Source organism: uncultured Stenotrophomonas sp. (assembly GCF_913778665.1).
GTDB lineage: Bacteria > Pseudomonadota > Gammaproteobacteria > Xanthomonadales > Xanthomonadaceae > Stenotrophomonas.
On the sequence record NZ_CAJYVQ010000002.1, the window covers coordinates 788305 to 801186 of the forward strand.

14 protein-coding genes and 1 tRNA gene are annotated in these 12882 nt (G+C 67.5%); 9 read left to right on the forward strand and 6 right to left on the reverse strand.

Annotation, left to right across the window (positions count from 1 at the left end; translation table 11 throughout):
• Positions 1-18: 18 nt before the first annotated feature.
• The gene (locus tag QZ853_RS04570) at positions 19-498 is read right to left on the reverse strand and encodes a peroxiredoxin (protein WP_295571071.1); all 480 of its coding nucleotides are present in this window, start codon (positions 496-498) and stop codon (positions 19-21) included.
• Between the two features lie 91 nt (positions 499-589).
• The gene (locus tag QZ853_RS04575; RefSeq protein ID WP_197580250.1) at positions 590-1150 is read right to left on the reverse strand and encodes a glycine cleavage system protein R; all 561 of its coding nucleotides are present in this window, start codon (positions 1148-1150) and stop codon (positions 590-592) included.
• Positions 1151-1314: 164 nt separating this feature from the next.
• Here QZ853_RS04575 and dapA point away from each other — a divergent pair, with 164 nt between their 5' ends.
• Together dapA and QZ853_RS04585 are read left to right on the forward strand one after the other, a co-directional pair.
• Positions 1315-2208: a 4-hydroxy-tetrahydrodipicolinate synthase gene (dapA, locus tag QZ853_RS04580; RefSeq protein WP_295571073.1), complete on the forward strand. Its 894-nt coding sequence runs from the start codon at positions 1315-1317 to the stop codon at positions 2206-2208.
• A 32-nt stretch (positions 2209-2240) separates the two neighbouring features.
• Complete coding sequence (locus QZ853_RS04585; protein WP_295571075.1) at positions 2241-2756, forward strand: hypothetical protein; 516 nt, start codon at positions 2241-2243, stop codon at positions 2754-2756.
• A 163-nt stretch (positions 2757-2919) separates the two neighbouring features.
• Here the strand turns inward: QZ853_RS04585 and fdxA are convergent, their stop codons facing one another.
• Positions 2920-3243 (reverse strand): ferredoxin FdxA, encoded by a 324-nt coding sequence (fdxA, locus tag QZ853_RS04590; RefSeq protein WP_005409054.1) that lies wholly within the window; start codon positions 3241-3243, stop codon positions 2920-2922.
• Between the two features lie 188 nt (positions 3244-3431).
• On the opposite strand from fdxA, the gene QZ853_RS04595 reads away from it, so the two are divergent.
• On the forward strand, positions 3432-4856 hold the full coding sequence (locus tag QZ853_RS04595) for a sugar porter family MFS transporter (protein ID WP_295571078.1): 1425 nt from the start codon (positions 3432-3434) through the stop codon (positions 4854-4856).
• A gap of 261 nt (positions 4857-5117) precedes the next feature.
• On the opposite strand, the gene QZ853_RS04600 is transcribed toward QZ853_RS04595, so the two are convergent.
• A tRNA-Glu gene (locus QZ853_RS04600) sits at positions 5118-5192 on the reverse strand.
• Positions 5193-5244: 52 nt separating this feature from the next.
• Between QZ853_RS04600 and pcnB the strand changes: the two genes are divergently transcribed.
• The 6 genes from pcnB (at position 5245) to pgi (ending at position 10844) form a co-directional block, all read left to right on the forward strand.
• A complete protein-coding gene (pcnB, locus tag QZ853_RS04605) occupies positions 5245-6624 on the forward strand; it encodes a polynucleotide adenylyltransferase PcnB (protein WP_295571080.1) in 1380 nt (459 codons plus the stop codon).
• Positions 6625-6627: 3 nt separating this feature from the next.
• Positions 6628-7113, forward strand: coding sequence for a 2-amino-4-hydroxy-6-hydroxymethyldihydropteridine diphosphokinase (folK, locus tag QZ853_RS04610; RefSeq protein WP_295571082.1), 486 nt, complete (start codon positions 6628-6630; stop codon positions 7111-7113).
• A 34-nt stretch (positions 7114-7147) separates the two neighbouring features.
• Positions 7148-7963: a 3-methyl-2-oxobutanoate hydroxymethyltransferase gene (panB, locus tag QZ853_RS04615; RefSeq protein ID WP_295571083.1), complete on the forward strand. Its 816-nt coding sequence runs from the start codon at positions 7148-7150 to the stop codon at positions 7961-7963.
• Positions 7960-8799, forward strand: coding sequence for a pantoate--beta-alanine ligase (gene panC, locus QZ853_RS04620; protein WP_295571085.1), 840 nt, complete (start codon positions 7960-7962; stop codon positions 8797-8799). Before panB ends, panC begins: the two co-directional genes overlap by 4 nt.
• A gap of 153 nt (positions 8800-8952) precedes the next feature.
• Positions 8953-9333, forward strand: coding sequence for an aspartate 1-decarboxylase (gene panD / locus QZ853_RS04625; protein WP_006432456.1), 381 nt, complete (start codon positions 8953-8955; stop codon positions 9331-9333).
• Positions 9330-10844 carry a glucose-6-phosphate isomerase gene (gene pgi, locus QZ853_RS04630; RefSeq protein ID WP_295571087.1) on the forward strand — a complete coding sequence of 505 codons (1515 nt, stop codon included), beginning with the start codon at positions 9330-9332 and terminating at the stop codon, positions 10842-10844. Before panD ends, pgi begins: the two co-directional genes overlap by 4 nt.
• A 147-nt stretch (positions 10845-10991) precedes the next feature.
• Here pgi and QZ853_RS04635 read toward each other — a convergent pair whose 3' ends face one another.
• Entirely contained in the window at positions 10992-11561 is a 570-nt protein-coding gene (locus QZ853_RS04635) for a response regulator transcription factor (protein WP_012510702.1), read from the reverse strand.
• A complete protein-coding gene (locus tag QZ853_RS04640; protein ID WP_295571088.1) occupies positions 11558-12784 on the reverse strand; it encodes an ATP-binding protein in 1227 nt (408 codons plus the stop codon). Before QZ853_RS04640 ends, QZ853_RS04635 begins: the two co-directional genes overlap by 4 nt.
• Positions 12785-12882 lie beyond the last annotated feature (98 nt).

A 12882-nucleotide genomic window follows, 5' to 3' on the forward strand; every position in this document is an offset into this window, starting at 1 on the left:
CACAGTGGGCAATGGGACTCACTTGGACTGGGAGGCCTTCAGTTCTTCGAGAACGGCATCGGCATGGCCGGCAACCTTGACCTTGCGCCAGGACTGCACGATGCGGCTGTCGGGGGAAATCAGGAAGGTGCTGCGTTCGATGCCACGTACCTGCTTGCCGTACATGTTCTTCATCTTGATCACGTCGAAGGCAGTGCACAGCGCTTCGTCGCCATCGCTGACCAGCGGGAACCTGAAGCCCTGCTTGGCACAGAAGTTGTCGTGCGACTTCACGGAGTCGCGCGAGACGCCGAGCACGACCGCGCCGGCCTTCTTGAACTGCGGCAGCAGGGCGTTGAAGTCGATGCCCTCGGTGGTGCAGCCGGGCGTGCTGTCCTTGGGGTAGAAGTACAGCACCAGCCACTGGCCGGTGTAGTCGCCGAGGGTGGCGTGGTCGCCGCCGGACATCGCCAGCGGCAGGGAGAGGATGGTGCTGTCCAGGGTGTCGCCGTTGTTCATGAGGTCCTTCTGTCGAGCCTGGGTTCTTTCTACGACAATTGCATGAAACGCCACGCGGCCGTGAGGGACGCGCGAAAAATCAGGAATTCATTCAGAACTTCATCGGATCCATGATCGCGTCCAGGTTCAAGTGGTCGCAGAACTCAAGGAAATCGTCGCGCAGGGCGGCGATGTGCATGTTGGCCGGGACGCCGATGGTGACCTGTGCGCTGAACATCTCCGCACCGGTCTGCATCGCGCGGTAGCGCGTGCTTTGCAGGGTCTCGATGGTGATGCCCTGGCGGTCGAAGAAGTCGGCCAGCTGGAACAGGATGCCCGGCTTGTCGGCGGCAATCACCTCGACGATGTACGGCAGCAGGTTGGACTGCGCCTGCTTGGCGGCGGTTCGGTACCAGACCAGCTTCAGGCCTTCCTCGCGCTCGAGCCGGGTCAGCATCGCTTCCAGCTTGGCCACCGAATCCCACGAGCCGGTCGCCAGGGCAGTAACCGAGACATCGCGGCCGACCGTGGCCAGGCGCGCGTCCACCAGGTTGCAGCCGCTGTCGGCGATGCGGCGGGTGACGGACAGCAGGGGAGACTCCGGATGCGTCGTATAGGCGTTGATCAGGAGGTGGTTTTCGCTCGGCGCGGGGCGCGGGGTGGTGTCGGTCAAGGCGATTCCGGGTAATGCATGCGTTAGTCTGAATGCCCGCCAGAGGCGGGGATCCACCGGTGTCCAGCATACTTGCCCGTGCTTTCGCGCCGCAAGTAACATTCAGGTCGCTCCCGGCCTTTCGTGGCGGGCGTTTTCCCTTTCCAGCCAAGAGCAGCACGTCCTTGTCCCTTTCCGGCCTCATCACCGCGCTGGCGACCCCGTTCCGGGCCGACGGCGCCCTCGACCCCGACGGTTGGCAGCGCCTGCTGCACCTGCAACTGGAAGGTGGCGTCCATGGCGTTGTCGTCGCCGGCTCGACCGGCGAAGCGGCCACGCTGACCGATGCGGAATACGACCAGCTGCTGGCCAGCGCGGTCGAGCGCATCGGCGGCCGTATTCCGGTCATGGCCGGCACCGGTCTGTCCGGGACTACCAAAACCATTGAACAGACCCGCCGCGCCGCCGCGCTCGGCGCCAGCCACGCGCTGGTGGTGACCCCGCCTTACGTGCGGCCTACCCAGGCCGGGCTGATCGCGCATTACCGCGCCATCGCCGACCAGGGCGGGCTGCCGGTGGTGCTGTACAACGTGCCCGGCCGTACCGGTTGCGACATGCAGCCGGACACCGTGGCCGAACTGGCCACCCACCCCAACATCGTCGGCATCAAGGAAGCGGTGGGCGACATCGGTCGGGTGCAGGCGCTGCTGGCACTGCGCAGCCCAACCTTTGCCGTGCTCAGCGGTGACGACGGCACCGCCGCGCGCTCGATCCGGGCCGGCATCGATGGCCTGGTCTCGGTCGGTTCCAACGTGCTGCCCGGTGCCTATCGCCGGATGTGCGAGCTGGCCGCCGCCCATGACCACGAAGCCACCGAGTCCTGGGATGCGCGCCTGCAGCCGTTCCACGACTTCTGCGGCGTAGAGCCCAACCCGATTCCGGTCAAGGCGCTGCTGCGCCGCCTCGGCATTGGTCATGATCTGCGCCTGCCGCTGCTGCCGCTCTCGGCGTCGCATCATGCGGCCGCCGACCATCTTGCCGGCGACATCGCCGCCCTCGAAGCCCTTTCCAGCCACTGACCCTCCGTCTTGGTCTGACCCAGGAGATTCACATGCGTCAATCCGTTTCCACTGTCCGCGTACTGTCCTACGCCCTGCTTGCGGTGGCCGTCGCCGCTGGCACCACCGGTTGCTTCAAGCGTGGCGTCAAGGGGGACTACGCCCTGGCCCCGGAGATGCGCCCGCTGGAAGTGCCGCCGGACCTGAACCTTCCGGCCACCACCGGTGACAACAAGGTGCCGGCCCTGGCGTCGGCGACCAAGCCGGCCGCGCCGGCCGCTGCGGCCCCGGCCGCAGGCAACACCGGTTTCACCATTGCCGGTGGCAAGGACCAAGCCTTCGCCAAGGTCGGCACCGCGCTGGAAGGCGTGGAAGGCGTGACCATCGCCAGCCGCGCGCAGCTGCTGGGCTCGTACGACGTGGCCTACGAAGGCAGCAACTTCCTGGTCCGCGTGGTGGCTGTCGATGCCGGCGCGTACATCTCCGCGGTCGACCCGCGTGGCCTGCCGGCCACCGCCGAAGCTCCGGTGAAGCTGATTGCCGCGCTGAAGGCGAAGCTGGCGCAGTAATCGCGTGGGTGGGTGCGGACTCTGGTCCGCAGCCCCTGGCAGCGCCGGGCCATGCCCGGCGAGCAGGCAGCACGATCAAGATCCCGCCGGGCATGGCCCGGCGCTGCCGGCAATAAAAAAGGGCGCCCTGGGCGCCCTTTTTTATTGCCGCGGTGGGCGCTTCTCAACGCTCCAGCAGCTTCAGCTTGTCCGGCTTGCCGTCCCATTCGCCGGCATCGGCGGGTGGATCCTTGCGCACGGTCAGTACCGGCCACTCCTTCGCCAGTTCGGCGTTGAGTGCGACGAAACCTTCCTGGCCGGCGGGGACATCGTCCTCCGGGAAGATCGCGTTGACCGGGCACTCCGGTTCGCAGAGGGTGCAGTCGATGCACTCATCCGGGTCGATCACCAGGAAGTTCGGGCCTTCGTGGAAGCAATCCACGGGGCACACTTCCACGCAATCGGTGTGTTTGCACTTGATGCAGTTTTCGGTGACGACAAAGGGCATGGGCTGGGGTGGATCGATTCCTGAACCCGACAATTCTAGAACAGGTTGGCCCCCGGTGTCGGCGCAGGTCGGAAAACGGGCGTCTGGCAGGCTCGGCGGCCCCGTTGGCGGCAGGGCCGGGCCTGTGCGACGCTGCGCGACAGTCGGCCGCCCTCGGTGGCCATTGTCCCTTCCCAGCAGGATCGTCCATGTCCCAAGCCCAGCCCGGCGCCGCCCCTTACGGCGGTGAGAACACCGCGTTCATCGTCCTGATCAGCTGCGTGGCCACCCTCGGTGGATTCCTGTTCGGCTTCGACAGTGGTGTCATCAATGGCACGGTCGACGGCCTGCGGCAGGCCTTCAATTCCAGCGAAGCGGCGCTCGGCTTCGAAGTCGCCTCGATGCTGCTCGGCTGTGCGGTCGGCGCGTTCCTGGCGGGTTGGCTGGGCGACCGCCTGGGCCGTCGCGGCGTATTGATCGCGTCGGCGCTGATGTTCCTGGTCTCTGCGCTGGGCGCCGGTGCCGCCCATGCGTCGTGGCTGTTCATCGCCGCGCGCGTGCTGGGCGGTTTCGCGGTGGGCGCGGCCAGCGTGATGTCGCCGGCCTACATCGCCGAAGTCGCCTCGGCGCGCTATCGCGGCCGCCTGGCCACGGTGCAGCAGATGGCGATCATCTGTGGCCTGTTCGCTGCTTTCCTCAGCAACTACCTGCTGGCCCGTGCCGCAGGTGCCTCGACCGAGCCGCTGTGGCTGGGCCATGAGGCCTGGCGCTGGATGTTCTGGATGCAGGCGTTGCCGTCCGCGTTGTTCCTGCTGCTGTTGCTGGTGATTCCGGAAAGCCCGCGCTTCCTGGTGCTGAAGGGCCGACAGGCGAAGGCAGGTGCGGTGTTGGCGCGCTTGTACGGTGACGGTGCCGCGGCGGCCAAGCAGGCCGAGATCGAGGCCAGCCTGGCCCAGGACCAGCACAAGCCGCGCTTCGGTGATCTGCTGAACAAGGCTACCGGCAGGCTGCGCCCGATCATCTGGGTCGGCATCGGTCTGGCGATGTTCCAGCAGCTGGTCGGCATCAACGTGGTGTTCTATTACGGCGCGGTGCTGTGGCAGGCGGTGGGCTTCTCCGAAAGCGATGCGCTGCTGATCAATGTGCTGTCCGGCGCGCTGAGCATTGGCGCGTGCCTGTTGACGGTGCTGCTGATCGACCGCATCGGCCGCAAGCCGCTGCTGTGGATCGGCTCGGTCGGCATGTCGGTGGCGCTGGTGCTGATGGTGGTGGCGTTCGCCAGCGGCAGCCTGGCCGAGGGGCGTCTGCAGCTGTCCGACGGCATGGGCCGGCTGGCGCTGGTGGCGGCCAACGTCTACGTGGTGTTCTTCAACATGTCCTGGGGCCCGGTGATGTGGGTGATGCTGGGCGAGATGTTCCCCAACCAGATCCGCGGGCCGGCGCTGGCGGTGGCCGGCGCGGCGCAGTGGACCTCGAACTTCGCGATCACGGTGACCTTCCCGATGCTGCTGGCCGGCATCGGCCTGGCCGGCGCCTACGGCATCTATACGGTGGCGGCCATCCTCTCGATCTTCTTCGTGGTCCGCTACGTGCGCGAGACCAAGGGCAAGGAGCTGGAGCAGATGGAAGGCTGACGCTGCCCGGCTTCGGTTGCATTCCGTTGGCGCCTCGGTGTCATCGAGGGCGAAGGCGGGGCAGCCCAATCCGGGACACGCCGTAAATCCATCCATCGAGCCCCCATGGATGGGCTTTTGCGTGTCCAGGCCAGGGTGGCCCGCCCCCTCAACGCAGGAAAAGGGAGGCGCCAAAGCGACCAACCCGACCGCAATCACTGCAATCCCGGAAAACAGAAAAGCCCGCTTGAGGCGGGCTTTTTCGGTTCCTGCTGCGGCGACTGGCGCTCCCTAGGGGACTCGAACCCCTGTTTTAGCCTTGAGAGGGCCACGTCCTAACCACTAGACGAAGGGAGCGTAACTGTGTCGCTGCCGAGGCAGGAGCGCTAGTATATGCACCTCGATGCCATTGGGCAATCCCGAAACTTCAACCGGAAGCGCCAACATCATTTCCTCCGCTACATCATCGTTCAGCCTGCGCGTCATCCCGCGCGACCAGCACACGATCTCCCGCAAGGACATCAGCCCGAACGCTCTGCGCGTGCTTTACCGCCTGCGCGATGCCGGCTTCGGCGCCTACCTTGTCGGCGGCGCGGTGCGTGACCTGCTGGTCAATGGCCAACCCAAGGATTTCGACGTGGCCACCGACGCCACGCCCGAACAGGTCAAGCAGCTGTTCCGCAACTGCCGACTGATCGGCCGCCGTTTCCGCCTGGCCCACGTGGTGTTCGGCCGCGAGATCATCGAAGTTGCCACCTTCCGTGCCAACAGCGATGACGGCAGCGGCGACCGTGAGATGGAAAACGGCATGCTCGTGCGCGACAACGTGTACGGCACCATCGAAGACGACGCCGTCCGCCGCGACTTCACCTGCAACGCGCTGTACTACGCCATCGAGGACTTCTCGGTGCGTGACTACACCGGCGGTTTCGAAGACGTGCAGGCGCGCCTGATGAAGCTGATCGGCGACCCGGTACTGCGCTATCAGGAAGACCCGGTGCGCATGCTGCGCGCCGTGCGCCTGGCAGCCAAGCTTGGCTTCCAGATCGAAGAGGGCACCGCCGCCCCGATCCCGCAGCTGGCCGGCCTGCTCAACGAAGCGGCACCGGCGCGCCTGTTCGAGGAAGTGCTCAAGCTGTTCCTGTCCGGGCATGGCGTGGCCAGCTTCGAAGGGCTGGAGCGCTATGGCCTGTTCGACGTGCTGTTCCCGGAAAGCGCCAAGGCGCTGAAGGCCAACCGCACCGGCGCGCTGCGCCGCATGCTGGTCGAGGGCCTGGCCAACACCGATGCGCGCGTGGCCAATGACGAGCCGGTGTCGCCGGCCTTCCTTTTCGCGCTGCTGCTGTGGCCGGCGTTCTGCCGTGCGCAGGCGACCCTGCTCAAGCAGGGTGTGGCACCGGAAGAGGCGCAGCGCCGCGCTGCCGACCGCGTCACCGTGCAGCAGTTGAGCACCATCGCGCTGCCGCGCCGCTTCTCGTTGCCGATGCAGGAGATCTGGCTGCTGCAGTCGCGTTTCGGTTCGCGCCAGCGCAAGCGCGTGTTCCGTACGTTGGCCCACCCGCGCTTCCGCGCCGCGTTCGACTTCCTCAGCCTGCGTCAGGTCGCCTCGGCCGAGCACGCCGCCGATGTCGAGTTCTGGCGCGAGGCGCAGGCGCAGTCCGGTCGCGAGCTCGAATCGTCGCTGGATGGGATCCACAGCGAAGAGGGCGATGACGAATCCGGGGCACCGCGCAAGCGCCGCCGCCGTCGTCGTCGTCCGGGCGCCCCGGCCGGTGCAGCTGGCGAGTAAGCGATGACCCTTGCCTGGATCGGCCTCGGCGCCAACCTGGGTGACGCGGCTGCCACCGTCAGCGCAGCGATGACCGCGCTGGACGGGCTGCCCGCCACGCGCCTGCATCAGGCCTCGCGCCTGTACGCCACGCCGGCCTGGGGCAATGAAGACCAGCCACCGTTCGTCAACGCGGTGGCCGCGGTCGAAACCCTGCTGCCGGCCGATGCGCTGCTGCACGCGATGCTGGCCCTGGAGCAGCGCTTTGGTCGCGTGCGCGATCCGGCGGTGCATTGGGGCCCGCGCGCGCTGGACCTGGATCTGCTGCTGTACGGCACGCAGGTGATCGACCAGCCGGGCCTGCAGGTGCCGCATCCGTACCTGCACGCGCGTGCCTTTGTGCTGGTGCCGTTGGCTGAAATCGCGCCTGATCTGGCCATTCCCGGTCATGGACGTGTGCAGGATGCAGTAATGCGGCTGGATGCCTGCGGGATTGCGCCGATAGGGTGATAATGCCCGGGTTATCCCCCCCGGTTATCAGCACATGAGCACCCACGCAGACAGCAAGCCCTGGACCGTTCCCGCCCTGGCCGAAGCCAAGCGAAATGGCCAGAAGCTGGTCATGTTGACCGCCTACGACGCCGGCTTCGCCCGCACCTTCGATGCCAATGGCGTTGACCTGATCCTGATCGGCGATTCGCTGGGCATGGTCGTGCAGGGCCATGATTCGACCCTGCCGGTGACCGTGGCCGACATGGTCTACCACACCCGCGCGGTGTCGCGCGTGCTGCAGCGTGCGCTGCTGGTGGCCGATCTGCCGTTCGGTGCCGACGCCACTCCGGAACGCGCGCTGGATGCCTCGCTGCAGCTGCTGCAGGCCGGTGCGGAGATGGTCAAGATCGAGGGTGCCGGCTTCAAGGTCGACATCATCCGCTACCTGGTCGAGCGTGAGATCCCGGTGTGTTCGCACCTGGGGCTGACCCCGCAGTCGGTGCTGCGCCTGGGCGGCTTCAAGATCCAGGGGCGTGGCGATGCCGCGCGCCAGCTGCTGGAAGATGCCAAGGCCGTGGCCGCCGCAGGCGCCACCCTGCTCGTGCTGGAGTGCATGCCCAGCCCGGTCGCCGCCGACGTTACCGCTGCGGTGGATGTGCCGACCATCGGCATCGGCGCGGGCCCGCAGTGCGATGGCCAAGTGCTGGTGCTGCACGATTTCCTCGGCCTGGACAGCGGTCATCGCCGTCCCAAGTTCGTCAAGGACTTCCTCGCCGAAGGCGGTTCGGTGGCCGGTGCCACCCGCGCCTTCGCTGACGCCGTGCGCGACGGCAGCTTCCCTGACGAACAGCACGCCTACGCACAATGATCCAGACCTTCAACGAACTCGGTGCACTGCGCGCGCAGATCGCGCAGTGGAAGGGCGAGGGCCTGCGCGTGGCGCTGGTACCAACCATGGGCAACCTGCATGGCGGCCATCATTCGCTGGTCACCCTGGCCCGCCAGTACGCCGACAAGGTGGTGGCGAGCATCTTCGTCAACCCGACCCAGTTCGGGCCGCATGAAGACTTCAGCCGCTATCCGCGCACGCCCGAGGCCGACGTGGCCGGGCTGGAGCAGGTCGGGTGCGATGCGGTGTGGATGCCAAGCGTCGAGGCGATGTACCCGCTGGGCGTGGACAAGACCACGCAGATGCACGCGCCGGGCGTCAGTGAGGTGCTGGAGGGCGCCAGCCGTCCGGGTCATTTCGACGGCGTCTGCACGGTGGTGGCGCGGTTGTTCCTGCAGGTGCAGCCGGACGTGGCGGTGTTCGGGCGCAAGGATTACCAGCAGCTGGCCGTCATCAGGCAGATGGTGGCCGAGCTGTCGTTCCCGATCCAGATCGTCGGCGCCGAGATCGTGCGCGACGAGGATGGCCTGGCCAAGAGTTCGCGCAACCAGTACCTGAGTGCCGAACAGCGCCCGCACGCGACCGCCATTCACCGCACCCTGCTGGGCATGCGCGAAGGCTATGTGGCCGGGCAGCCGCGCGAGCGCATCGAAGCCGACGCGACGGCCGCGCTGCAGGCCGCCGGTTTCCAGGTCGACTACGCCGTCCTGCGCACCCCGGAACTGGCCGAGCCGAGCTTCGACGGGGGTGGCCGCGTGGCCCTGATCGCCGCACGGCTGGGCACGACCCGGCTGATCGACAACCTGGAATTCTGATGCCTGGGTGGGGTCAGGTCCGTTTTCCTGCGGAAAGGGGACCTGGCCCCAGCTCTCCCTTCCGGCCCGTTACCTGAACAGGTTGCCGGCCATGCTGCCCGGCGTCACGCGGGTGCTAGAATCCGCTCTTTCCTTTGCCGTTGCAGCGCCCCCATGCACCTGTCCCTGCTCAAGACCAAGATCCACCGCGCCACCGTCACCCATTCCGAGCTGAACTACGAAGGCTCGATCGCCATCGATGACAACCTGCTGGCTGCCACCGGCATCCGCGAGTTCGAGCAGGTGCACATCTGGGATGTGACCAACGGTGCGCGCTTCTCGACCTACGCCATCCGCGCCGAAGCGGGCAGCGGCGTGGTCTCGCTCAACGGTGGCGCTGCGCGCCACGTGCAGGTCGGTGACATCATCATCATTGCCGCGTTCGCCAGCATGACCGAGCAGGAAGCCGACAGCTTCAAGCCGAAGCTGGTGTACGTGGACGGCAACAACCAGATCACCCACACCAACGACACGATCCCGACCCAGGCCGCATGACAACGATCAACGGATTCGACTCGCTGCATTCCCACGCCCAGCGCCTGAAGGGCGCAAGCATTCCCAGCCTGCTCGCCGCCGAACCCGGCCGCGTGCAGGACCTGGCGCTGCGGGTCGGTCCGTTGTATGTCAACTTCGCCCGGCAGAAGTACGATGCCGCGGCGCTGCAGGCGTTGCTGTCGCTGGCGGCCGACCGTGATGTCGGCGCCGCCATCAACCGCCTGTTCCGAGGCGAGCAGGTCAACCTGACCGAAGGCCGCGCGGCGCTGCATACCGCGCTGCGTGGCGATGTGGTCGATGCGCCAGTGGCAGCCGAAGCCTATGCCACCGCGCGCGACATCCGTCAGCGCATGGGCGTGCTGGTGCGCGCACTGGAAGACAGCGGCGTGACCGATGTGGTCAGCGTCGGCATCGGTGGTTCCGATCTCGGCCCACGGCTGGTTTCCGATGCGCTGCGCCCGGTCACCGGTGCGCGCCTGCGCGTGCATTTCGTGTCGAACGTGGACGGCGCCGCCATGCAGCGCACGCTGGCCGCGCTGGACCCGGCCAGGACTGCCGGCATCCTGATTTCCAAGACCTTCGGCACCCAGGAAACCCTGCTCAACGGCCAGATCCTGCATGACTGGCTGGGGGGCAGTGATCGCCTGTATGCAGTCAGTGCCAATCCGGAGCGTGCCGCCAAGGCCTTCGCGATTGCCGCAGAGCGCGTGCTGCCGATGTGGGACTGGGTGGGTGGCCGTTATTCGCTGTGGTCGGCGGTCGGTTTCCCGATCGCGCTGGCGATCGGCTTCGAGCGCTTTGAACAGCTGCTGGAAGGCGCCGCGCAGATGGACGCGCATGCGCTGGATGCGCCGTTGGAGCGCAACCTGCCGGTGCTGCATGCGCTGACCGATATCTGGAACCGCAACCTTCTGGGCCATGCCACGCATGCGGTGATGACCTACGACCAGCGCCTTGCGCTGCTGCCGGCCTACCTGCAGCAGCTGGTGATGGAGAGCCTGGGCAAGCGCGTGCAGCGCGATGGCCAGCCGGTCACCACCGACACCGTGCCGGTGTGGTGGGGCGGGGCAGGCACCGACGTGCAGCACAGTTTCTTCCAGGCGCTGCACCAGGGCACCAGCATCGTTCCGGCCGATTTCATCGGCTGCGTGCACAACGATGATCCGTACACCATCAACCACCAGGCGCTGCTGGCTAACCTGCTGGCGCAGACCGAGGCGCTGGCCAATGGCCAGAGCAGCGATGACCCGCACCGCGACTATCCCGGCGGCCGCCCGAGCACGCTGATCCTGCTGGACGCGCTGACCCCGCAGGCGCTGGGTGCGCTGATCGCGATGTACGAGCACGCCGTCTACGTGCAGTCGGTGATCTGGAACATCAACGCCTTTGACCAGTTCGGCGTCGAGCTGGGCAAGCAGCTGGCCAGTGGCCTGTTGCCGGCCCTGCAGGGCGAGGACGTGGCGGTGGCCGATCCGATGACCCGCGAGATCCTGGCGCAGCTGAAGCGCTGAGGTATCTGTAGGGTCGAGCCACGCTCGACTGTCTTGTGCGCTTAGTCGAGCATGGCGCGGCTCTACAAAGTCGGTCGCGCCGGGCCATCCCCGGCGAGCGTAATGTCCGCCCGGTAGCGCCGGGCCATGCCCGGAGGATTCGCCGCGTCAGCGGCTCGGGTCGCGTTCCGGGCTGGGCCGCTTGGCCAGCTTGCGCTGCAGCGAGCGCCGGTGCATGCCGAGCAGGCGCGCGGCCGCCGAGACATTGCCGCCGGTCTCGTGCATCGCCTGCTGGATGTGTTCCCACTGCAGGCGGCTGATCGGTGTCATGGCGTCGGGCACTTCCATTTCGCCGTCGTCGGCCGGGCCGTCGTCCTCCTCGCCGAGGGCGCGCAGGATCATCGGCACCGTGGCCGGCTTCGGCAGGTAGTCGTCGGCACCGAGCTTGATCGCTTCCACCGCGGTGGCGATGCTGGCGTAACCGGTCACCAGCAGGATCCGCATATCCGCACGCAGCGCGCGCAGCGGCTGGATCAGGGCCAGGCCGGAATCGCTGCCCAGCTTCAGGTCGATCAGTGCAAAGGCGGGCGGATGCTGGCGGGCCAGCGCCAGCGCGCTGGCAGCATCCTGTGCGGTCTGGGTTTCCAGCCCCTTGCGCGCCAGGCTGCGCTGCAGGGTGCGCAGGTACAGCTCGTCGTCGTCGACCAGCAGGCCGAGGGTGGAGTGGTGAAGGCTCATGGGGTGTCCTCGCGTGGGGCCAGCGGCAGACGGAAGCCGACGCGGCTGCCGGCCCCCTGGGCCGGGCGCATCCACATCTCGCCGTCCAGGCGTTCGATGGTGGCATGGGACAGGGCCAGGCCGACGCCCATGCCCTCGCTCTTGCTGCTGCCGAACAGCTTGCCCGGCAGCACGGCGGCGCGGGCGTCGAAGCCGTGGCCATAGTCGCGTACTTCGCCGATCAGGTCGTCGCCTTCCACGCGCAGCTCCAGGTCTACGCGTGGGCGGCCGGCCTGTTCGCCGGCATCGGCGGCATTGTTGAGCAGAACCATCAGCAGATGGCCCACGCCCGGGTCCAGCGGCAGGCGCAGCGGTGCATCGTCGTTACGGTGCAGGTCGATGGTCGGCCGCACCAGCCGCCACTGTTCCAGCACCTGCTGGGCACTGGAATGGCTGCGCCCGGGGGCGTCGGTGGAGGCCGGCGCCGCCAGTGCCAGTACCCGCTCGCGGCACTGTACCAGCAGCTCGCGCAGCGTTTCCATGTCCTCGCGGACCTCCGGCTCTTCACTGCGTTCGGCCACGTCGTCGGCGAGCAGGGTCATGGTCGCCAGCGGGGTGTTCAGTTCGTGCGCCACGGAGGCGGCATGGGTGGCCAGCGCGACGATGCCCTCGTTGCGGGCGAAGCGCTCGCGCAGCGCCGACAGTTCCAGTTCGCGCTGGCGCAGGGCCAGTGCCAGGCGGGTGGAGAACGCCAGCACCACTGCGGCGGAGATCAGGAAGTTGGCGACCACGCCCCAGCGGTTGAGGTCCTGTGCGCGGAAGTAGCCGTCCGGCAGCGGCTGCCCGAAGATGCCGCTGCTGGCGTAGCCGAGCAGGCAGGCCAGCGCCACCGCCAGCGCCCAGCGCAGCGGCAGCGCGAATGCGGCCAGTGCGATCAGGATCAGGAACAGCGAGCTGAACGGGTTGGCCATGCCGCCGCTCCAGCCGATCATCCAGGTCAGGATGATCACATCCACCAGGATGTGGCCGAAGGCGGTCAGTGGCGCGGTATCGGCCGCTTCCGGGCGCAGCTGGGTGTAGATGTTGAACAGGGCCAGCACGGCCACGCCCGCCCACAGCGGCAGCTGCGGCAGCGGCAGGCCCAGCACCCGGGTGGCGACCAGGATGGTGGCGGCCTGGCCAGCCACGGCAAGCCAGCGCAGGCTGCACAGGGTACGGAGGAACGGGGCGTCGGGACCGGTCATGCACGCTCATCGTATGCGTTCGCGGGCGACGGTGCCTGCGACAATAGGCCGCAGCCGTGCCGCCGGCTGAATGCGAGTCACCCGGAATGCGGGGCCGG